This window comes from Corallococcus macrosporus, assembly GCF_017302985.1.
In the GTDB taxonomy this organism is placed as follows: Bacteria; Myxococcota; Myxococcia; order Myxococcales; family Myxococcaceae; genus Corallococcus; species Corallococcus macrosporus_A.
Map to the genome: position 1 here is coordinate 1,997,400 of NZ_JAFIMU010000007.1, position 19,552 is coordinate 2,016,951.

A 19,552-nucleotide genomic window follows, 5' to 3' on the forward strand; every position below is an offset into this window, starting at 1 on the left:
TCAGCGCCCTCCCCGCTGCGCCGTGGGCGCGGGCGGCTGGCGCACCTCCTGGTAGCGGTCCGCCTCCAACGTCACCTCCTGCGGCTCCGCGCCATACCAGTGGATGACCGCCTTCACCGGCCCCGCGTGCCGCCCCAGGCCGAAGTGCAGCCGCGGATCCGCTGACGCGGAGAAGCCTCCCATCAAGCCCACCTCGCGCACCTGCTCCACGCGCTTGCCGCCCTCCTCGTAGGACAACACCACTCGCGTGCCCACAGCGCTCCGGTGCGTGCGCTGGCCGTCGCCCACCAGCGACAGTCCCACGAAGTGCGCGTCCGGCTTCGCGTCCGTGGCGCTGGCTCGCAGCGTGTTGCGGTACAGCGACACCGGCGCGTGCTGATTCGTGATGAGCACGTCCAGGTCGCCGTCGTCATCCAGGTCCGCCATCAACACGCCTCGCGAGTTGTCCGGAGCGTCGATGCCTACCTCCCTCGCCACGTCCACGAAGTGTCCCGGCCGCGCGTCGCCCAGGTTGAGGTACACGCGGCGCGCTTCGTTCGGATAGAGCACGCGGCCCCGGATGTCGCCCCACTTGTCCGCGTACGTGTGCACCTCCGGGCCGGACTGCATCAGCTTGTGGTTCACGTACCAGTAGTCGTTGCGCTGGCCCGCCGGGATGCGCCACTTCTCCGCGTCCAGCCGCGCGTCCACCATGCCGTTGGCCTGCACCAGGTCCGGCCACCCGTCGTCATCCAGGTCCCCCGCCGCCGCGCCCCAGCCGAAGCGGCGCTCGTTCAGCGCGCCCCGGAAGGTGGCCTCGTCCTTGAAGCGGGGAACGAAGGCGTCCTCGCCGGGCCCCACCATCCACAAGAGGCTGCCCTCCGCCTGGAGCGAGTGGTGCACGTTGGACACGTACACGTCCAACCAGCCGTTGCGGTCGAAGTCCGCCACGCTCGCGTTCATGCCCTTGTACGTGTCCCGGCCAATCTCCCCGAAGCGCTGCCCCACGAGGTGGCGGAAGTGCCGCCCTCCTTCGTTCAGGTACACGTCGTCCGGCCCGAAGTCGTTCGCCACGTAGAGGTCTGTCCACCCGTCGTGGTTCAGGTCCACCGTGCTCACCGCGAGCGACCAGTGCGTCTCCTTCAGGCCCAGCGCCTCCACGTCCTGCTTCTCGAACGTGCCGTCCCCTCGGCCCCGGTAGAGCGCGTTGCGCCCCCCGTTGTTCGCGTCGTGCCAGCCGTCGTGCATGAAGCGCAGCATGCGGCGGTCCCCCGCGTACTCGGGCTCCGGCAGCTTGAAGAGGTTGAGCGGCGGCGCGGGCTGCGGGTAGTCCGGCAGGTGCGTCGTCATCGCGTTGAGCACCAGCAGGTCCAGGTGCCCGTCGCGGTCGTAGTCCAGGAACGTGAGCCCCAGGCTCACCGCGTGGTCCGTCACGCCCGCCGCTTGCGTCACGTCCTCGAAGCCCGCCGTGCCCGTCTCTCGCAGCGTGTTGCGCAACAGGCGCACCGGCCCGAAGGCCACCGCCACCGCGAGGTCCAGGTCCCCGTCCCCATCCCAGTCCACGAACGTCCCGCCGCCCGCCAGGCCCTCTTCCTTGTAGCGCGTGGCGAAGCGCTCCAGCGCGGGCACGGCGACGCGCTCGAAGCGCAGCCCGCCCAGGTTGCGGTACAGGCCCGCGTGGTGCTCCGGCGTACCCAGCGGGTGCGTGAGGAACAGGTCCAGCCGGCCGTCCCCGTCGAAGTCCCCCGTGGCCACCGCGTCTCCCACCGCCACCAGCCACTTGGCGACGTGGGCCACTCGCGGATCCAGCTCCTCCAGCGTGTGCCCCATCCGGGAGTCCAGGCCCGCCTGCTGGAGGTCCTGCGCCTCCAGCTTGAACGTGAGCGGCGCCTCCCGCGTCCCCTGCGCCGCTGACACCGAGTACCCCGTGGCCAGCACCGCCCCCAGCCCGCCCACCACGCCCAGGCGCTTGAGCATGTCCGGGGCCAGGAGCTGGCGCAGCGCCGCGCCCCGCGTGCGCCACAGCTCGCGCGCGTGCATGAACACGAAGCGGCAGGTGGCCACGGTGAGCGCCGCGTAGAAGAACGTGTAGACGCTCTCCTTCAGGTGCAGCACCAGGTCCACGCAGGTGATGGCCAGCGCGACCAGCACCTGCGCCTTGCGCGTCCCCGGCGACGTCGCGGGGTCCGTGAGCATGTAGAAGACGAAGATGAAGAACGACGGTGCGCCGAGCGTGCCCAGGAACAGCACCTCCGGCGGCAGGTGGTGGCGGAGGATGAACGCGCGCAGCGCCGTCTGGAGCGCGTAGAAGCCCAGGAAGCTCACCACCAGCCAGCCGCGTCCCACGCGGAAGAAGAACAGCACCAGCGCCGCCATCACGATGAAGGCCGACAGCGCGACCTCCCCGTTCGCCCACTGATAGGCGGGCGCGGCGGTGATGAGCTCGCGCGTGGTGAGCAGCGACACGGCCACCGCGAACATCGACGGGTTGAAGACGTGCCGCCCCTGGAAGGTCAGCACGTACTTGGAGCCAATGGCCAGCCACACCGGCAGCCACAAGAGCGTGCTCGCGTGCGAGTAGTTCAGCAGCAGCGCCAGCGAGCAGCACGAGATGTACGCGGAGAGCGGCAGCTCCTTGCGCCGCTTGAGCACCCAGCCCAGGACCGCGTCCAGCAGCGTGCCGGAGACGACCAGGAAGGCCATCTGCCCGGGGCTCCGGTTGAAGCCGAAGAAGGTGAAGCCGAGCACGCCGTAGAGCGTGAGCAGCGCCGCGAAGGGCAGCCTCGGGTCGTTCCAGCGGGGGAACACCCAGCCGCCCCACTCCACGCGCGTGCCCGCGAGGGCCGGCGCCGTCGGCACATCCACACTCATGATTGACCGTCCCGATGCACGCGCGGAGCGTGCCGTGCCCGTCTCCGGGTGTCCAATCCCCCCGGGGCTTGCGTCCCGCGCCCATGCGTGGAGTCCTGGCGCCCGATGGTCCCTTCCCTGCCTCGCCGCGCGGCGGTGCCTCGCGAGCTGCTCGTTCCGGCCACGCCTTCAGGCCTGCTGCGCCTGGCCGCCGTCGAGTGGGCGGGGATGGCCTTGGGCTGGGCGGTCATGGCGTGGGCTCCTCCGGTGTTCGCGCCGCTGGCGGTGTTCGTCGTCGCGGGGCGGCTGCATGCGCTGGGCGTCCTGCTTCATGACGCGGTCCACCTGCCTTCGCGAAATCGCGAATGGAGACTGTGTCTGCTGGAGGCCGTCGCGGGGTATCCCATCGCGTCCACGCTGGCGGCGATGCGTTACCACCACCTTCGACACCACCGCGACGCGGGCCTGCCCACGGATCCGTACCGCAAGCCTCCGGAAGGAGGACGCCTGCGCACGGCGTGGCGGTGGCTGCTGCTCGTAGGCGTGATTCCCGGCTGGGTGCTGCGCGGGCCCGTGGGGCTGTGCGCGTGGGGGCTGCCGTTCCTGCGCACGGCGTATGCGCGCGCGTTCCTGCAGGACCGCTCCGGACGCGTGGACACCCGGGAGGTGACGGCGTGTGCCCGGGCGGAGGCGGGGCAGGTGCTGTTCCACCTGGGTGTGCTCGCGCTGGCGGTGCGATGGCCCTCCGCGGTGCTGTGGGGGTACGCGGTGCCCTTGCTGGTGGCGTCGGGGTTCAACGCGCACCGGTTGCTCGCCGAGCACACCGCCGCGCCCGTGCAGGGACGGACGCTGGGGGATGTGTTCGCGTGCACGCGGGACCACGGGCTGGGATGGCTGGGGCGGTTGGGCCTGGCGCCCCGGCACGTGGGGCTTCACGTGGTGCACCACCTGCACCCGCAGGTGTCCCTCACGCACCTGCCCCGGCTTCGCGCGTGGTACGTCGAGCGGTTCCCCCACCACTATCCCCGGCCCCGTTCCTACTGATGCTCTCTTCGTCGACGCGGGTGTTGCTGGCGGTGGCGCTGCTGGTGTGCGCGGGAGCGGCGGTGGCGTTCCGGCACCGGCAGAACGGGCAGGGCGCGCAGGGTGGGCGCATCTCCGGGCCGAAGCTGGCGTGGCTGCTGTACGCGGTGTTCCTCTGGTTCCTCGTGTGCCCGCTGGTGGCGCTGGATGCCGCCGTGCCGGTGGAGGCGCGCATCGTGCTGGGGGCCTTCGCGGTGTCCATGTGGCTGCGCGGGGCCGCGGAGCTCTACATGCTCTACGTGTCGCGCAACTGGCGGCCGCCGTATGGCGTGGGCCATGACCTGGGGTGCATCGCGCTGGTGGGGGCGGGGCTCGCGTACACCGGGGAGAGGTGGGCCGGCGTGCTGGACGGGCGCGACGTGTGGGCGCTGGCGCTGGTGGGGCTGGTGCTGGTGAGCCTGGTGGTCGAGGTGGCCTACGCGGCGCTGTTCCATCAGGCCGTGGAAGGACGCACCACCGGCGAGGACGGCGTGTGGTTCGCGGACGCCGAGCAGGCGCGGTTCCGGCGCATCAACCGGCTGACGCTGGCGCTCAACGTGCCGCTGTATGGAGCGCTGGCGGTGTGGCTGGTGTTCGGGATGCGGTGATCAGACCACGGACTGGCGCCAGGCCTTGGACAGGTGGCCGGGGTGGGACTGGTTGAAGCGGTGGAGCAGCTCCTCCCGGCCGTGCTCCAGCAGGTACGTGAGCTCCCGGGGCATCAGCGTCTTCACGGTGACCAGCCGCACCTGTCCGTCCGGCATCGTGAAGTGGCTGGGGAGCGTGGGGGTGTCCATGCCCAGGAGCACGGCGACGCGGCCGTCCTTCGTCAGGAGCGGTTCGGGCAGGTGCGCTCCGTCCACTTCCATGGAGAGGAGGCCGGTCCTCGCGGGTTCGCGCAGGTGTTCGTGGCCCACCAGCTCGTTGGCGATGCGCTCCAGCAGCGTCACGGGCCATTTCGCCTGGGGCTCATCGGTTTCGAGCGCGAGCTCCAGGCCGAAGCCCACGGAGGGCTCCCTGGTGTCCACGAAGAAGTCGGAGAGGCCGTCCGTCACGAAGAGTGCGCGTCCTTCAGGCCGGTGGATGACGCGCCAGACCTGACGCCTCGCGGGCCAGCCTCCTCCGACGACGATGGGGAGGATGGCGTTTTCATCCAGCGTGCCAAGGGTGCGCCAGAAGGCGGTGCGGGCGGTCTCGGTCCGTTCATAGAGCGCCTGGAGCTTGCGGTTGTGTTCACGCTGTTCCGGACTGACTTCGCTGGGGCCCGTGACTTCCGTGAACGACATCCCCGTGGCACCGGAGCGCTCCAGTGCATCCTTGATCTCCTCGGAGACGATGAGCACACCCGTCCAGCCCCAGGGGCGGAAGACCCTGGCATCACCCACCTTCGTCGTGTCGATGCGCATGCCCATGACGGACCTGTATCGCCCGGTCTTTTCCGGCCGCCCGTCTTCGGGCTTCCAATACAGCACCTCCGCGGACTGCTGATCATCAATGCATCGGAGGGTCCGCGTCGCGACGAGGATGAAATAGGGCTCCGCCTGTCCATCGACATCGACCGGAATGACCTGCACCTCACCAGGCGCCAACTCCGTGAACACGCTCGCGATTCTTCGATGAACAACCGGCGCAGCCCCCACGCTCGTCGTGGAGAAGTCGACGACCCTCCCTGGATGACTGACGGGGATCCGTAGAGGTTCATTGACTTGAACCGGGCATCCATCCGCGAACTGCCAGATGTCATCGATCTCCTGGCCCTGGACGTTCCTGGCTTCACCCGGCAACCAGCGGTCCATCAATTCCATGTCGTCAAAGAGTTCGAAGTACCGCATCGGGATCACTCTTCTTGTGAGTCAGGGTTGGGTAACAAGCAGGTTGAGCGGGGTGTTCTGCGTGGAGATCTCCTGCCCCAGGGATTGCAGCTCCTCTACCAGCGCCTCCCTGCATGTCAGGATGGTTCTGCACCGACCTAAAGCGTCACGCAGTCTTTTGTAGACTGCCTTATGGTACGCCTCCGGATGTGGCCCTTTATGACCGGCAACACGGACGGTGTTCACCTCGTCATCCAGGGACATCCCTGCACGGTCGAAGAGCTCCTGGAACTTGGGCGACCAGGGGCCGCCATCGCGCGTCGCTTCCCACCACTTGTTCGTGGCGATGTGATGCACGCGGACTTCGACGGGGGCGGGGATGTTCGGCCCCTTCGCGGACATCGCTACCGCGTTGGGCGCTAACGCGATCGTCACTGCGCCACTTGCGGACACCGCGACCGCTGAGACTTCCGCCGCGGCCACCAGCCGGAAGCCTCCCTGCTCCGCTCCCACCAGCGCGGCCTGGGCCGAACCCGGCAGCGTCGCGACCCTGGTTGCCAGCGTCCGCGCCGTTCCTCCCAGCGCCGCCATCGCCAGCATCACGAAGGCCCTTGCCGCCTGCTTGCCCATCACCTCGCCGTACTTCTCTCCGGCGTCACGGACTTCGTCGAACGTCTCCGCGTCCTTCACCTCCGCCGCCAGCACCCTCCAGCCCTGGATGAGACTCCACACCGTGTCCCAGCCCAGGTATGCAATCAGCGCCACCGTCAGTGTCGCCGCGACTCCCTTGGACAGCAGCGGCTCCGGGACCAGCCACAGGCTGAAGTACACCGCTCCCGTCGTCGCCAGCAGCGTCACCATCGCCTCGGGGTCCACCATCCCCTCCAAGGCTTCGGCCGTCTCCTCCCATACCGAGTCCAACGCGATGCGGAAGGCCAGCGTCTGCTTGCCCTCCTCATCCAGCGTCAGGCTCCGGTCCAGCAGGCGCAGGCAGTCTCCGGACTGCCGCTTGCGCACGCACCAGCGTCCGTAGGCGGCCTCCAGCTTCGTGCCCGTTTGCGCCACCCGGACGCGGCCCTGCCTTGGATCCACCACGGAGACGACGCCCAGCGACGCTCGCGGACGCTCTGCCCTGGGATTCAACAGCCGGAGCGCTTCCCTCCTGGGGTGCATGGACACCGGCGCTCCTCGCGCCAGCGTTCGCACCGTGTCCTCGAAGGTGTCTTCGTCCAGCGCCACGGGCGGTGTGTCCGTTCGCGGCGTGTACTCACGCGTTCGGCCCTCTCCCGTGTCCAACCTCAGCGCATGTGACGTCGCGCAGCCCGTCACGAACAGCACCCACAGCACGCACAGCCAGCGCGCTGGCATGTCCGTGCGCTCTCAGCCTTGCAGCGCCGCTCCCAGCTCCTCGTCTCCGTGCTTCAGCCAGGTGCGCGCCGCGGACTCCTGCCAGAAGCGGCGGAGGATCTTGTCCGTGCCGCTTCCGGAGGCCACGCGGTTCAACTGCAACGCGACGATCTGGTTCTGCACCAGCTCCGCCACCCGCGTCACGCCGGAGCGCAGGCCGTACTCCTGCACCCGCTTGATGAGGTCCGCGGCCTCCGGCGACGCCGGCCGGAACGTGCGCAGGTCCGCTTCGATCTTGATGGGCTGCCCCGCCACCTCGTCCGTCGCGGCCCGCAGGTCCACCACGAACCGCTGCATCTCCTCCAGCCGGATGTAGCCCTCCAGCGCGAAGCTCACGATGGATTCCGCTCGGTCCACGTCGATTCGATACATCGAGGCCCCCCTTCGTGAGACTGCGTCGACCCTTCTCTCCCATCCAGCGTCCACGTGCCAACGTCCGGAGGGATGAGGCCCCTATTCAGGACTCCACTCGGAGCTGCTCCAGAAGGAGGGCCAGCCCTCGCGCCGCCGCCGCCTGACGCACCTGCCGCCGGTCCCCTTCGAACCGGTGACGCTCCACCACCGCCGCCTTCCCGCGCCGCTGCACCGCGATGAACACCAGCCCCACCGGCTTCGTCTCCGTCCCGCCCCCGGGCCCCGCGATGCCCGTCTCCGCCACCGCCCAGTCCGCCCACGAACGCTCCAGCGCCCCCGCCGCCATCGCGCCCACCGCCTCCGCGCTCACCGACCCGTGCGCCTGCAACAGCGCCAGCGGCACCCCCAACTGCTCGCCCTTCGACTCGTTCGAGTACGGCACGAACCCGCGCTCCACCACCGCCGAGGCCCCCGGCACCTCCGTCAGCGCCGCGGTCATCAGCCCGCCCGTGCACGCCTCCGCCAACACCAGCCGCACCCCTGCCTCCCGGCACCGGCCAATCACCTTCGGCGCCACCGCCTCCAGTTGGCTCATGCGCCCTCCCGGGGCACCGCCGCCAGCACCGACACCAGCACATCCCCACGGAAGGTGATGCCCACCGTGCCCTCCTCCAGGCGCAGCCCCACCGCGGGGTGCACGTCGCCCGGGCACACCGCCTCCAGCCCTCGCCGCGACGTGAAGCCCGCGCGCTGCAACCGCTCCCACCATGCGGGGGCCGGCTCATGGCGCTCGCACCGCTCCGACTCGTTCACCGTGCCCACGATGTCGTCTACCTCCCGGCCGAAGAACCGCTTGATGGCGCGCCGCTCCGCGCCCGGCACCTCCAGCGTATCCAGCAACTGGAACACGCGGGAGAAGTGATGCCACGCATTGATCAACCGTTCACGCGCCGGCGCGCGGTGGTGGTCCACGTGGGGCTCGCACAGCACCACGCCCACCGGCCCCAGCGATGCCAGCCTCGCGAGCACCGCGTCGCGCGCCTCCACGCCCGACGTCTCCTGCTCCGCCACGTGGTGCAGCGCGAACGCCGCGTTCACCACCAGCGGCCGCTTCACGCCTCGCAGCGCCGCCCACGTCGCCGCGTCCAGGTCCTCCACCGGCGACTCCAGCTTCACGAACTCCAGCGACAGCCCCACCTCCTCCGCCACCGCCAGCACCGCGTCGCGGGCCTCCACCAGGCTGGTGCCGCTGGGGTCCACGCCCACCACCGTCAGGTGCTGGGGCAGCGCGTCCGCCTTCGCCAGCGCGCGCAGCAGGTTGCACTCCTGCCGTCCCTGCCCGATGCCCACGTCCAGCAGCGTCGCCTCGGCGTGCCCTCGCAGGAAGTCCGCGAGCAGCGCGTTCGCCACCGCGTCCGCCGCGGACGCCAGCGGCAGGTGCTTCATCAGCCGCCGGAACAGCTCGATCTGCGGCGCGCCTCCGTCCACCTCCGAGGCCCGGTACGGATGCAGTGCCCCCGTCGCTCCCTCCAATCGGCGCGACAGCGCGGTGGCGAACACGGCGTAGTTCTCGTCCTCCGAGATGCGCTCCGCGTCGAGCAATCGATAGAGCTCGGCCAGCGTCTCCACCGCCGCCAACGTTCGCGCTGACAACGCATGGTCCATCGCCCGGAGCAGCAGTTCGTCCTTCGGCGTGCGCATGCGCCCTCCCCGCGAAGCCGTGGCCGTGGCTTCCGCTCGACATGAAAAAGTGTAACGACCGCTCTTGTCGCGGCTCCAGGGGGCGGCACCTCGGGACACGGGGCCGTGCGCGTGTGCACAGCGTGCCCGCCCTCGGGGACGGACTGGCGCGACGCGGGGGGAATGGCAGGGACTGCGCTCTCGGAGGTGGGAGCCCGGAGACTCCGCTCGAGGCGCCCCTGGGAGATGGGACGGGTCGTGAAAACATCCAGCCAGGATCGGGCCCAACAGACGTATGGTTTCGCGTGCCGACTTCCGCCCCGGGCCGGGGAAGCTTCGGACGCCCGTGGCAGAACCCGATGAATGCATGCGGTGTCGCGAACAGACCGGAGCCCTCCGGTGCGGTCGCGAGTGACAGTTTCGTGGGGGGCCGGTGTTGAAGCGCCCGCCCATGTCCTCCCCCCGCGCCGTCCCCCTGGTGCTGGCCCTCGTGCTGCTGTCCGGCGCGACCGCTCGCGCGCAGGGCGTTCCCTCTGGCACCAGCGCGCCTCGCGCCGTGGAGGTGGACGTCCATGCCACCGACGCGGGCCAGGCCCTCTCCGCCGAGGATGCCGCGCGCCTGGGTCTTTCGGCCGACGCGGGCGACGCGACGCTCGTGCCTCCCAGCCTCACCGCCGACTCGACTGCCGCGTGGCCTGAAGGCCTGGAGGGCACGCCGGGCGAGGTGGAGCTGGAGCTGCTGGTGGACGTGGAGGGCCGCGTCGCGGAAGTGAAGGTGACTCGCGCTGCCTCCGAGCCGCGCCTCACCGACGCGGCGCTCGCCGCCGCACCGGGCCTGCGCTTCACCCCGGCCACGCTGGGCGGCACGCCCGTGGCGGTGCGCCTTCCCTTCGTCTACCGCTTCACCCCGCCCGTGCAGGTCCCCGCCTCCACCACGCACCTCACCGGTGAGGTGCGCGCACGTGGCACGCGCCGGCCCCTCGTGGATGCCGCGCTCTTCCTGGACGGCGCGCTCCAGCCCGCCGCCACCACCGACACCCAGGGCCGCTTCGCGCTCGATGTGACGCCGGGCTCTCACACGCTGGAGGTCCGTGCTCCGGGCCATGCGACGACGGCGTTCACGGAGACGCTGACGCAAGGCCAGACGCTCCAGGTCGTCTACCGGCTCCAGCCTCGCGAGGTGAACCCCTACGAGACGGTCGTGCGCGACGAACGTCCTCGCACGGAGGTCACCCGCATCAGCCTGCATGAGCAGGAGATCCGTGAGGTGCCCGGCACGCTGGGCGATCCGTTCCGCGTGGTGATGCTGATGCCCGGCGTGGGCAGCCTTGCGTCTGGCATCAGCTACCCGGTGGTGCGCGGCAGCCAGCCGGCGGCGACGGGCTTCTTCCTGGACGGTGTGCGCATCCCCATGCTGTACCACCTGCTGCTCGGGCCCGCGGTCATCCACCCGGACTTCATCGACACCGTGGACTTCTATCCGGGCACGCCGCCGGTGCAGTACGGCCGCGTGCTGGGCGGCGCGGTGGAAGGGCGCCTCAGCCGTCCCCGCGAGGACCGGCTGCACTTCACCGCCTACGCGGACCTGCTCAACGCGGGTGGCTTCATCGAGCAGCCCTTCGAGTCCACCGGCACCAGCGTCAGCCTCGCGGGCCGCGTGAGCTACTCCGCGCTGCTCATCTCACTGGCGGCCAATGCCTTCCAGAGCGAGGAGGCGGAGCAGCTTCGCGCGGGCTTCTGGGACTACCAGGCGCGCGTCGAGCAGAAGGTGGGCCGGGGCCGGCTGCGCTTGTTCGCGCTCGGCAGCTCCGACGACGTCGGCGTGGCACCGGAGCTGCGGGACAGCGCGGACGGCGGCGGCGTCGTGTCGCGCTTCCACCGCATCGACCTTCGCGGCACGCATCCGGTGGCGGGCGGCGAGGGCGAGGTGGGCGTCACGTTTGGCTGGGACGGCCTGGGCCTCAACGGCGAGCGGACGCGCGACACCGGACAGGAGTTGATCCGCGAGAAGGTGGGCGAATACAGCCTCCAGCAGGCGAGCGTCTCCGCTCGCGCGGGTTGGCGTCGCGTGCTGACGTCCTCGCTGGAGCTGGCCGTGGGCGCGGACGTGGAGCACCGCCGCTCCGCCACCACGCTCATGGGCACGGCTCGGCCTCCGGGCTGGCGCCCCTCTGATGAAGTGGATCCGCTCAAGCGGCCCAGCGCGCTGGCCACCTTCTCCGGTGCGTATGCGTCCGCGACCTGGAAGCCGTCGGAGCGGTGGGTGGTGACTCCAGGACTGCGTGTGGATGCGTACCACCTGGTGCCGGGCATGACCTTCACCGCCGTGGAACCGCGCCTGTCCGTGCGCCACACGCTGACGGACACCCTCACGCTCAAGGGCGGCGCGGGCCTGTTCCATCAGCCGCCCACCGTGCTCGTGCATGTGCCCGCCATCGACACCGCGAGCCTGCGCTATGGCCTCCAGTCCGGCGCGCAGTTCGACGTGGGCGCGGAGTGGAAGGCCTTCGAAGGACTGGAACTGAGCGCGGATGCGTTCTTCAACCCGCTGTCCCGCGCGGTGGAGTTCGACCTGGTGGACGTGGCGGAGAACCGCCGCCGCCGGGGCAGCCTGGGCGAGGACCCCGCCACCACCGGCTACGCCTACGGCTTCGACCTGATGGCTCGTCACCCGCTGGGCCGCCACTGGTTCGGCTGGGTGTCGTACAGCTTCCTGCAGAGCAAGCGGAAGACGCGCTTCGCTCGCATCGGCGACGACAACCGCGTGCTGGAGACCGTGGAGGGCACGCTGCCCTTCGCCTTCGAGCAGGCCCACACGCTCAACGCCGCGCTCAGCTACAAGTTCGGCAACAACTGGACCGTGGGCACGGTGGTGCACTTCAACACCGGCCGCCCGGAGACGGGGCAGATCACCTCGCAGACGCAGCGCTGGGTGACGAACCCGGACGGGACGAACGAATGGGTGCGGCAGGACCTGGACCGCACGCAGCGGCTGTCGTCGTTCTTCCGCGTGGACGCGCGCATCGCGAAGTCGTGGGCCTACCAGGACTTCACCCTGGATGCGTCGCTCGACGTGCTCAACCTCTCCGCGCAGCAGGAGGTGGTGGGCTACGAGTACCGCTTCGAGGGCGGCGACTACGAGGGCTCTCCGCACAAGGACATCCGCCCCGTGCGCGCCCCCATCCGCATCCCCGTCATCCTCCCCCTCTTCGGCCTCAAGGCGACCTACTGACATGCGACGCGCACTCGTCACCTCCCTGGCCCTGCTGGCGTCCGGCTCCGGCTGCGACCGCTACCCCGAAGAGCCCATCTTCGCGTACGGCCGCGCGCTCCAGCGGGACGGCGCGCCGCGCACCGGCGAGACGCTCCACGTGGAGCGCATGCGCGAGGGAGAGGAAGAGGCCTTCCAGCCCTTCGCGACCGTCGTCCCCGACGCCTCCGGCGACTTCACCCTGGAGATGCTCTACGGGGACGCCTCCGTCGAGACGAACACCTCCCGCGGCCGGAGCCGGTTCCGGCTGGCGCTGCCGCTGGAAGCGGACGGCAGCGGCGCCACGCTCGCGTTCTCCTTCCAGGACGACGTGGAGCTGCCCACGGTGCAGGCGTGGGACGCGCACCCGGCCGTGAGCATGGGGGAGCAGGGCCCCCGCGTGGCCTTCCCGCCCGCGCCGCCCGCGCCGCCCCTGCCGGAGACGGCGGACACGCTGGAGCTGGTCACCCAGGACGGCACCGTCATCCCCATCCTGCCCACCACCCCGGAGCCCCTGCTCTGGGTCACGTCCGGCGGCGAGCTGCTCTGGCGCCAGGCGGGCGCCACCTCCCCGTGGACGCCGAGCCCCTATCTGCTGGAGGACTTCGTCAGCCCCCGCGTCCAGCTGCGCGCCGCCAGCGCGGGGACGTGGCTCTTCTCCCCCCTGGGCGGCGAGTCGAGCTCCGTGGACTTCCGGCTGGAGTGGCGCACCGGCGCGGAGCCGCTGCCCGCCGGGACGCTGCGCCCCGTCAGCCGCGGCGCGACGTGCGAGCCGTCCTTCTCCGGTGTCTGTCCATGGACGGATGGCCTGCTCACCCGGGTGGACTTCTGGAAGCAGGAGACCGACCCGCGCTTCTACGGCGTCACCCTCACCCTGCCCCAACCCACCCTGCCCCGCAGGGCGGTGGTGCGCGGGCTGCAATACCTGCAAGGCTATGGTGGCAAGGATTCCCTCATCATCGAGGGCAGCGACGACGGTGAACACTGGCAATCCCTGGCACGCGTCGTCCTGCGGGACCTGAGCTCCACCGAGCAGTCGCTGCTCGACTCCCAGTTCGGCTTCTACATCGAGCCGACGGGAGGGGATTCAGCCTACGGGGACGGGCCGCTGCTGCTGGGCAGGCGGGAGCCTGTCTTCCAGGACGTGCCCCTCTCCAGCGCGGAGCCCGTGCGCTTCGTGCGCTTCTCCGTGGAATCCCTTACCTACGACGGCACGTCCCCACCTGCTGAGTTCTATACCCTCTCCGAGCTGTCCATCTTTGAATAGTCTTTGCGGGAGCCCATCCAACCCACGGAGATTGCTTGGGTGGGATGAAGCCCGGACTTCAGCCCAACCCAATTAATCAAGAAATAAAGGCTGAGCCGTTCTTCTCGTGTAGCTCCGCTCATTCGTGCCCGAGGGAGGGCCCCATGATTGCGCTGACCTGGACGTATGGGCAGCTCCTCAAGGGACTGACGGAGCGGGTGCGCCGGGTGTTGCTGGTGCAGGTGCTCATCCTGGCGCCGGCCTTCGGGGTGCTGGAGCTGAACCCGTCAGGTCCTTCGCACCGGGGGCTGTCGCTGACACGCCTTGCCCTGTGGGGCTGCGCCGTCGGGCTGTTGTGGGCCCGGCACCGGTATGCCGTGGGCGGCGCCCGGGTGGCGTCGTGGCAGCGTGTGCTGTGGGTGACGGCGCTGTGCTGGCTGGGCCAGTGGCTGAGCGACTTCGTCGTGGGAGAGACGCTTCCTCGCTCGCTCCAGCCGTGGCACGCGGCGCGGTGGATCCACGTGGGGTTCAGCGTGCTGTTCTTCTGGGCAGCGACCGCGGTGCTCTACCGGCTGGCCGCGCCGGTCCCTGAGCCGGAGGTCGTCCCCGCCGCTCCCGAGGCCGCGTCCGCGAAGAAGGAATTCACGCGCGCGGAGCGTCCAGCGGGAGCCTGAGCCTCGCTCGGCAGCCCCGGCCGTCGGTGCGGTTCTCCAGGCGCAGGCTGCCCCCGTGGGCTTCGGCGATCTGCCGGCTGAGCGCCAGGCCGATGCCGTTGCCCTGCGGCTTGGTGGTGAAGAAGGGCACGAAGAGGTTCGCGGTGTCGGAGAGGCCGGGGCCTTCGTCCTCCACCCAGACCTCCACGGCGCCGGGCGTGTGCACCGCCCAGGAAACCCAGACACCGCCCGTGCCTCCTTCCGACAGGACCGCGTCCACGGCGTTGCGCACCAGGTTGATGAGCAGTTGCTCCAACTGGTCGCCGTCTCCGGACACGGTGAGGACGGGGCCAGGGCGCACGGCGACGGGACGGCGCGGCTCCAGGGCCACCACGCGCCGCACCCAGGGTTCCACCTCGACGGCGCCCAGGGTCGGCGGGGGCAGGCGCGCGAGCCGGGCGTGGGCGGACATGAAGCGCGACAGGGCCTCCGCGCGGCGCGCGATGATGCCCAGGCCGTGCAGGGTGTCCTCTTCCCAGTCCGCGGGGCGCGGCACCTGGGCGACGGTGTCCCGGAGGGCGTCCGCGATGGAGTGGATGGGGGTGAGGGAGTTGTTGATCTCGTGGCTGAGCACGCGGACCAGCCGGCGCCAGGCTTCGCGTTCCTCCTCGCGCAATGCCAGACGCAGGTCGGTGAGCACGACCAACTGGTGCGGCTGGCCGCCTTCGCGGAAGGTGCCTCGCCAGAGTTCGTAGGGGCCGCCGTCCTGCTGCGCGAAGACGCGCGTGAGGCGGCGGGGGGCGGGGCCTTCCAGCAGCTCACCCCAGCCGAGGGCGTCCGCGTGCTGTCCCAGGAGCTGCGCGCGCGGCAGGCCCACGAGCCGGGCGCCCGCGCGGTTCACCAGCTTGAGGGTGCCGGCGGCGTCGAAGGCGAGCACCGCGACGTCGATGGCCTCCATCACCTGGCCCAGGAGCGCGCCGGCCTCCAGTGCGCCCAGGCGCTGTTCGCGCAGGGTGTCGCCCAGGGCGTTGACCTCCAGCATCACCTCGCCCAGCGGATCCCCCGCGCGTCCGCCCCGGCCGCGCACGGAGTAGTCCCCTTCCCGCAGGGCGGCCAGCAGTCCCGCGACGGTGTGCAGGGGCCGCACGACGCGCTCGCGGACGGCGAGACAGGCTCCGGCGTGGACGCCCACCACGAGCACGGACAGCGTCCAGCGCACCTTCGCGGTGAAGTCCCCCGTCCACAGCAGCGCGAGCGACACGACGACCGCGGGCAGGCCCGCGACGACGGTGAGCCACATCACGCGAACGTCGTGCGGCACCGGCAGCTTCCGTTCGTGCACGTGCTCCGTGACGCTCGGGTCGTGCGGCGCTGGGGGACTGCGTTTCACCTGGCGCCCTTGATGCCGTAGTACTGGAGCCTGCGGTAGAGCGCGCTGCGTGACAGGCCCAGCGCCTTCGCTGCTTCGCTCACGTTGCCGTCGTGCCGGCCGAGGGCTCTCTCAATCAGGTAGCGCTCCACCTCCTCCAGCGTCATCTCCTCCAGGCGCGTGGTCCCTCCGCTCGCGGACCCGGTCCTCTTGAGCAGCAGGTCCTCCGCCTCCACCCGGTCCCCCACCGCCATCAACAACGCGCGCTCCACCGCGTGCTCCAGCTCACGCACGTTGCCGGGCCAGGGGTACGCGATGAGCGCCTCCAGAGCACCCGGCGCCAGGTGGATGTTGGGTCGGCCGTAGCGCTGGCCCTGTGCCGCCAGGAAGTGCGCCGCGAGCAGCGGGATGTCCTCCCGCCGCTCCCGCAGCGGCGGCAGCTGCACCTCCACCGTGTTGAGCCGGTAGAGCAGGTCCTCGCGGAACCTCCCCTCCACCACCGCCTTGCCCAGGTCCACGTTCGTCGCGCTCACCACGCGCACGTCCACGCGCCGCGTCCGCGACGAGCCCACCGGGTGCAGCTCTCCCGTCTGGAGCACCCGCAGCAGCTTCGCCTGCTGCGTGAGCGGCATGTTCCCAATCTCGTCCAGGAAGAGCGTGCCGCCGTCCGCCAACTCGAAGCAGCCGATGCGGTCCGTCTTCGCGTCCGTGAAGGCGCCCTTCACATGGCCGAAGAGCTCGCTCTCGAAGACGCCCTCGGACAGGCCGCCGGAGTTCACCGCGACAAAGGGCCGGTCCGCGCGCGAGCTGGCCGCGTGGATGAGCCGCGCCACCACCTCCTTGCCCGTGCCGTGCTCGCCCGTCACCAGCACCGGCGCAGCCGACGGCGCCACCCGCTCGATGAGCCTGCGCACCGGCTGCATCGCCCGCGACTCGCCCACCAGCGGCGAGCGTCCACCCTGCTCTCGGCGCAGGTGCTGGTTCTCCTCCTCCAGCCGTCGGCCGCGCTTCAACGCCCGGGACAGCTCCAGCTGCGTGCGCAGCGTGGCCAGCAGGCGCGTGTTGTCCCAGGGCTTCTGCACGTAGTCGCGCGCGCCCAGGCGCATCGCCTCCACCGCGCCCTCCACGCTGCCCCACGCCGTCATCACCACCACGGGCAGCAGGGCATCCCGCGCGCGCAGCTCGCCCAGCAGGTCCAGGCCCTCGCGCCCGGACGTCGTGTCGCGCGCGTAGTTCATGTCCATCAACACCAGGTCCACGTCCTCCGCGTCCAGCGTGGCCTTCACGCCCGCGGGGGACTGCGCGCTCACGACCGTGTAGCCGTCGCGCTTGAGAAGGAGCCGCAACGCCTCCAGCACGTCCGGCTGGTCGTCGGCGACGAGGATGCGGGTGGGACGCGGGGCGGAAGCGGCGGGTTCGGACACGGAGGACACCACGGAGCAGGACTGTGCCAGAAAGAGGGGACGTCAGTCGGCCCGGAGCGCGATGATGGGGTCCACGCGCGTCGCCCGTCGAGCCGGCAGCCACGACGCCCCCAGCGCCACCCCGGTGAGCAGCAGCGCCACCCCGCCGAACGTCCACGGGTCATCCGCCGACACGCCATACAGGAGCGAGCCCAGCAGCCGCGCCAGCCCCAGCGACAGGCCCAGCCCCACCGCCACGCCCGTCAACGACAGCCGCAGGCCCTGCGCCAGCACCAGCCGCAGCACGTCCCCCCGCGCCGCGCCCAGCGCCATGCGGATGCCCAGCTCCCGCGTGCGCTGCGACACCGAGAACGCGATGACGCCCGACAGCCCCAGCGACGCGAGCAGCAGCGCGACGCCCGCGAACAGCCCCATCACCAGCGCGGACAGACGCCGCGGGCCCGTGGACTGGTCCATCCGCCGCGTGAGCGGAGACACGTCGAACAGCGGCAGGTCCGCGTCCACCGCGCGCACCTCCGCCTCCACCTGGGCGCGCAGCGCCTCCGGGTTGCCGGACTTCACGCGCACCGCCAGGCCCATGTACCCGGACGGCAGCTGCGACAGCGCGTAGTACGCCGCCGGACGCGAGGGCACGTCCAGGCCCCACTCGCGCAGGTCGTCCACGATGCCCACCACCGTGGCCCACTGCGTGTCGTTGCCGTGCAGCTTCACCCGCTGCCCCACGGCGTCACCCTGGGGCCAGAAGAGGCTCGCGAAGGAGCGGTTGATGACCACCGCCCACGGCGCGTCCGCTCCGTCCGAGTCCTCCAGCAGCCGGCCCTGCCGCAGGTTGACGCGCAGCGCGCGCAGGTAGCCGGGGGTGACGGCGCGGTACTCCACCGCCTTCCACTGCTCGCCCGGCTGACGGGGTCGCCCCTCGATGTCGAAGCTGTTGTCCGAGGAGCCCCCCAACGGGAGGATGTTCGTGAGCCCCGCGGCCTCCACGCCCGGCAGCGCCTGGATGCGCGGCAGCAGGGCCTGCTGGAAGGCGACCTGCTTCGCCCGCTCCGCGTACTGCGCCTTGGGCAGCGCCAGCTCTCCGGCGAGCACGCCGTCGGACACGAAGCCCGCGTCCACACGCTGGAGCGCGAGGAAGCTCTTCACGAACAGCCCCGCGCCCACCAGCAGCACCAGCGCGAGCGACACCTGCGCTACCACCAGCGCAGCGCGCAGCCGGCCCGTGCGGTGGCTGCCCGTGGCCCGAGCGCCCTCGCGCATCGCCGCGTGCAGGTCCGCGCGGCTGGCCTGGAGCGCGGGCACCAGCCCGAAGAGCACGCCCGTGAGCACCGACACCGCCAGGGTGAAGAGCACGGAGGCCACGTCCAGCTTCACGCCCTGGGCCCTCGGCAGGCTGTCCCCCACGGTGGCCACCAGCGCGTCCGTGCCCCACAGCGCCAGCAGCAGCCCCACCGCGCCCGCCACCAGCGACAGCACCACGCTCTCCGTGAGGAACTGCGCCACCAGCCGCGTCCGGCCCGCGCCCAGCGCCGCGCGGATGGACACCTCGCGGCCCCGCGACACCGCCCGCGCCAGGAGGAGATTCGCCACGCTGGAGCACGCCACCAGCAGCACGAAGCCCACCGCGCCCCAGAGCAGCCACAGCGTCTCCCGCACGCCGCCCACCACCTGGTCCTCCAGCGACTTCACGCTCATGGACCAGCCCCACCGCTGGTACTGGCTCACCAGCTCCGAGGGCCGCGCGTTGCCCATGCGCACCAGGTCCGCGCGCGCCGCGTCCAGCGTCACCCCGGGCTTGAGCCGCGCCATCACGCTGAGGAAGCGGTTGCCGCGCCGGGACTCTTCCGCCTGCTCCGGCGTGGGCGCGAAGGGCAGCAGCACCTCCGTGTCCTCCGGGTAGACGCCGCCCGGAGGCAGCACGCCCACCACCGTGCGCGGCACCCCGTCCAGCCGCAGCGTGCGCCCCAGCACCTCCGGATCCTTCGCGAAGTGCAGGCGCCACGCGCCGTCCGTGAGCACGACGACCCCGTCCTGGCCCGGCGTCTCCTCCTCCTGCGTGAAGCCCCGGCCCAGCACCGGCGTGACGCCCAGCGTGGGCAGGAAGGACGCCGTGGCCGCGACGACGCGCAGGCGCCGGGGCGTCTCTCCCCCGGTGAGCGTCATGTTGTCCGGCCGGAAGGCCGCCAGCGACGCGAAGGCCCGCGTGTGCGTGGTCAGGTCCCGGTACTCCGGCACCGAGTTGGACACCTCCTTGAGACCGAAGGCTTCGAAGTTCGGCGCGAGCATCACCAACTGCTCGGGCTGGGCGAAAGGCGGCGGCGTGAGGAGCACGCCCTTCACCACGCTGAACACGGCGCTGTTCGCGCCGATGCCCAGTGCCAGCGTCAGCACCGCCACCGCCACGAAGCCGGGGGCGTTCTTCAGGGAGCGCCACGCGTAGCGCAAGTCACCGAGCAGGTGTTCCATGGCC

Annotated in this window: 14 protein-coding genes; 5 read left to right on the forward strand and 9 right to left on the reverse strand. The window is 71.1% G+C overall.

Annotated features, from left to right (window positions below):
- Complete coding sequence (locus JYK02_RS20510; RefSeq protein ID WP_207053360.1) at positions 1-2,850, reverse strand: FG-GAP-like repeat-containing protein; 2,850 nt, start codon at positions 2,848-2,850, stop codon at positions 1-3.
- Positions 2,851-2,955: 105 nt separating this feature from the next.
- Between JYK02_RS20510 and JYK02_RS20515 the strand changes: the two genes are divergently transcribed.
- Together JYK02_RS20515 and JYK02_RS20520 are read left to right on the forward strand one after the other, a co-directional pair.
- On the forward strand, positions 2,956-3,873 hold the full coding sequence (locus tag JYK02_RS20515) for a fatty acid desaturase family protein (RefSeq protein WP_207053363.1): 918 nt from the start codon (positions 2,956-2,958) through the stop codon (positions 3,871-3,873).
- Complete coding sequence (locus tag JYK02_RS20520) at positions 3,873-4,499, forward strand: hypothetical protein (protein ID WP_207053365.1); 627 nt, start codon at positions 3,873-3,875, stop codon at positions 4,497-4,499. The genes JYK02_RS20515 and JYK02_RS20520 overlap by 1 nt, the downstream gene beginning before the upstream one ends.
- On the opposite strand, the gene JYK02_RS20525 is transcribed toward JYK02_RS20520, so the two are convergent.
- The 5 genes from JYK02_RS20525 to JYK02_RS20545 all read right to left on the reverse strand — a co-directional run bounded on the left by JYK02_RS20525 (position 4,500) and on the right by JYK02_RS20545 (position 9,164).
- Complete coding sequence (locus JYK02_RS20525; RefSeq protein WP_207053372.1) at positions 4,500-5,723, reverse strand: imm11 family protein; 1,224 nt, start codon at positions 5,721-5,723, stop codon at positions 4,500-4,502.
- 21 nt (positions 5,724-5,744) lie between these two features.
- Positions 5,745-7,070: an AHH domain-containing protein gene (locus JYK02_RS20530; RefSeq protein WP_207053373.1), complete on the reverse strand. Its 1,326-nt coding sequence runs from the start codon at positions 7,068-7,070 to the stop codon at positions 5,745-5,747.
- Positions 7,071-7,082: 12 nt separating this feature from the next.
- Entirely contained in the window at positions 7,083-7,481 is a 399-nt protein-coding gene (locus tag JYK02_RS20535; RefSeq protein ID WP_207053374.1) for an STAS/SEC14 domain-containing protein, read from the reverse strand.
- 85 nt (positions 7,482-7,566) lie between these two features.
- Positions 7,567-8,058: a CinA family protein gene (locus tag JYK02_RS20540; RefSeq protein WP_207053375.1), complete on the reverse strand. Its 492-nt coding sequence runs from the start codon at positions 8,056-8,058 to the stop codon at positions 7,567-7,569.
- Complete coding sequence (locus JYK02_RS20545) at positions 8,055-9,164, reverse strand: GRAS family protein (protein WP_207053376.1); 1,110 nt, start codon at positions 9,162-9,164, stop codon at positions 8,055-8,057. The genes JYK02_RS20540 and JYK02_RS20545 overlap by 4 nt, the downstream gene beginning before the upstream one ends.
- Positions 9,165-9,594: 430 nt before the next feature.
- On the opposite strand from JYK02_RS20545, the gene JYK02_RS20550 reads away from it, so the two are divergent.
- From JYK02_RS20550 to JYK02_RS20560, 3 genes are all read left to right on the forward strand, one after another.
- A complete protein-coding gene (locus JYK02_RS20550; RefSeq protein ID WP_207053377.1) occupies positions 9,595-12,375 on the forward strand; it encodes a TonB-dependent receptor domain-containing protein in 2,781 nt (926 codons plus the stop codon).
- 1 nt (position 12,376) lies between these two features.
- Complete coding sequence (locus JYK02_RS20555) at positions 12,377-13,660, forward strand: hypothetical protein (RefSeq protein WP_207053378.1); 1,284 nt, start codon at positions 12,377-12,379, stop codon at positions 13,658-13,660.
- A 143-nt stretch (positions 13,661-13,803) separates the two neighbouring features.
- The gene (locus tag JYK02_RS20560; RefSeq protein ID WP_207053381.1) at positions 13,804-14,313 is read left to right on the forward strand and encodes a hypothetical protein; all 510 of its coding nucleotides are present in this window, start codon (positions 13,804-13,806) and stop codon (positions 14,311-14,313) included.
- Here JYK02_RS20560 and JYK02_RS20565 read toward each other — a convergent pair.
- The 3 genes from JYK02_RS20565 to JYK02_RS20575 all read right to left on the reverse strand — a co-directional run bounded on the left by JYK02_RS20565 (position 14,282) and on the right by JYK02_RS20575 (position 19,548).
- Positions 14,282-15,592: a sensor histidine kinase gene (locus JYK02_RS20565; protein ID WP_242589099.1), complete on the reverse strand. Its 1,311-nt coding sequence runs from the start codon at positions 15,590-15,592 to the stop codon at positions 14,282-14,284. The two genes, JYK02_RS20560 and JYK02_RS20565, sit on opposite strands and share 32 nt — an antisense overlap.
- An 86-nt stretch (positions 15,593-15,678) precedes the next feature.
- Positions 15,679-17,085, reverse strand: a complete 1,407-nt coding sequence (locus JYK02_RS20570) for a sigma-54-dependent transcriptional regulator (protein ID WP_347402538.1) — start codon at positions 17,083-17,085, stop codon at positions 15,679-15,681.
- 42 nt (positions 17,086-17,127) lie between these two features.
- Positions 17,128-19,548, reverse strand: coding sequence for an ABC transporter permease (locus tag JYK02_RS20575; RefSeq protein WP_207053386.1), 2,421 nt, complete (start codon positions 19,546-19,548; stop codon positions 17,128-17,130).
- Positions 19,549-19,552 lie beyond the last annotated feature (4 nt).

What these genes read in the sequence shown, in the direction of transcription:
- JYK02_RS20560 (WP_207053381.1), top strand. Translation starts at nt 13,804, where the DNA reads ATGATTGCGCTGACCTGGACGTATGGGCAGCTCCTCAAGGGACTGACG.
- JYK02_RS20515 (WP_207053363.1), top strand. Translation starts at nt 2,956, where the DNA reads ATGGTCCCTTCCCTGCCTCGCCGCGCGGCGGTGCCTCGCGAGCTGCTC.
- JYK02_RS20540 (WP_207053375.1), bottom strand. Translation starts at nt 8,058, where the DNA reads ATGAGCCAACTGGAGGCGGTGGCGCCGAAGGTGATTGGCCGGTGCCGG.
- JYK02_RS20550 (WP_207053377.1), top strand. Translation starts at nt 9,595, where the DNA reads ATGTCCTCCCCCCGCGCCGTCCCCCTGGTGCTGGCCCTCGTGCTGCTG.
- JYK02_RS20555 (WP_207053378.1), top strand. Translation starts at nt 12,377, where the DNA reads ATGCGACGCGCACTCGTCACCTCCCTGGCCCTGCTGGCGTCCGGCTCC.
- JYK02_RS20525 (WP_207053372.1), bottom strand. Translation starts at nt 5,723, where the DNA reads ATGCGGTACTTCGAACTCTTTGACGACATGGAATTGATGGACCGCTGG.
- JYK02_RS20545 (WP_207053376.1), bottom strand. Translation starts at nt 9,164, where the DNA reads ATGCGCACGCCGAAGGACGAACTGCTGCTCCGGGCGATGGACCATGCG.
- JYK02_RS20535 (WP_207053374.1), bottom strand. Translation starts at nt 7,481, where the DNA reads ATGTATCGAATCGACGTGGACCGAGCGGAATCCATCGTGAGCTTCGCG.
- JYK02_RS20520 (WP_207053365.1), top strand. Translation starts at nt 3,873, where the DNA reads ATGCTCTCTTCGTCGACGCGGGTGTTGCTGGCGGTGGCGCTGCTGGTG.
- JYK02_RS20565 (WP_242589099.1), bottom strand. Translation starts at nt 15,592, where the DNA reads ATGTGGCTCACCGTCGTCGCGGGCCTGCCCGCGGTCGTCGTGTCGCTC.
- JYK02_RS20510 (WP_207053360.1), bottom strand. Translation starts at nt 2,850, where the DNA reads ATGAGTGTGGATGTGCCGACGGCGCCGGCCCTCGCGGGCACGCGCGTG.
- JYK02_RS20530 (WP_207053373.1), bottom strand. Translation starts at nt 7,070, where the DNA reads ATGCCAGCGCGCTGGCTGTGCGTGCTGTGGGTGCTGTTCGTGACGGGC.
- JYK02_RS20575 (WP_207053386.1), bottom strand. Translation starts at nt 19,548, where the DNA reads ATGGAACACCTGCTCGGTGACTTGCGCTACGCGTGGCGCTCCCTGAAG.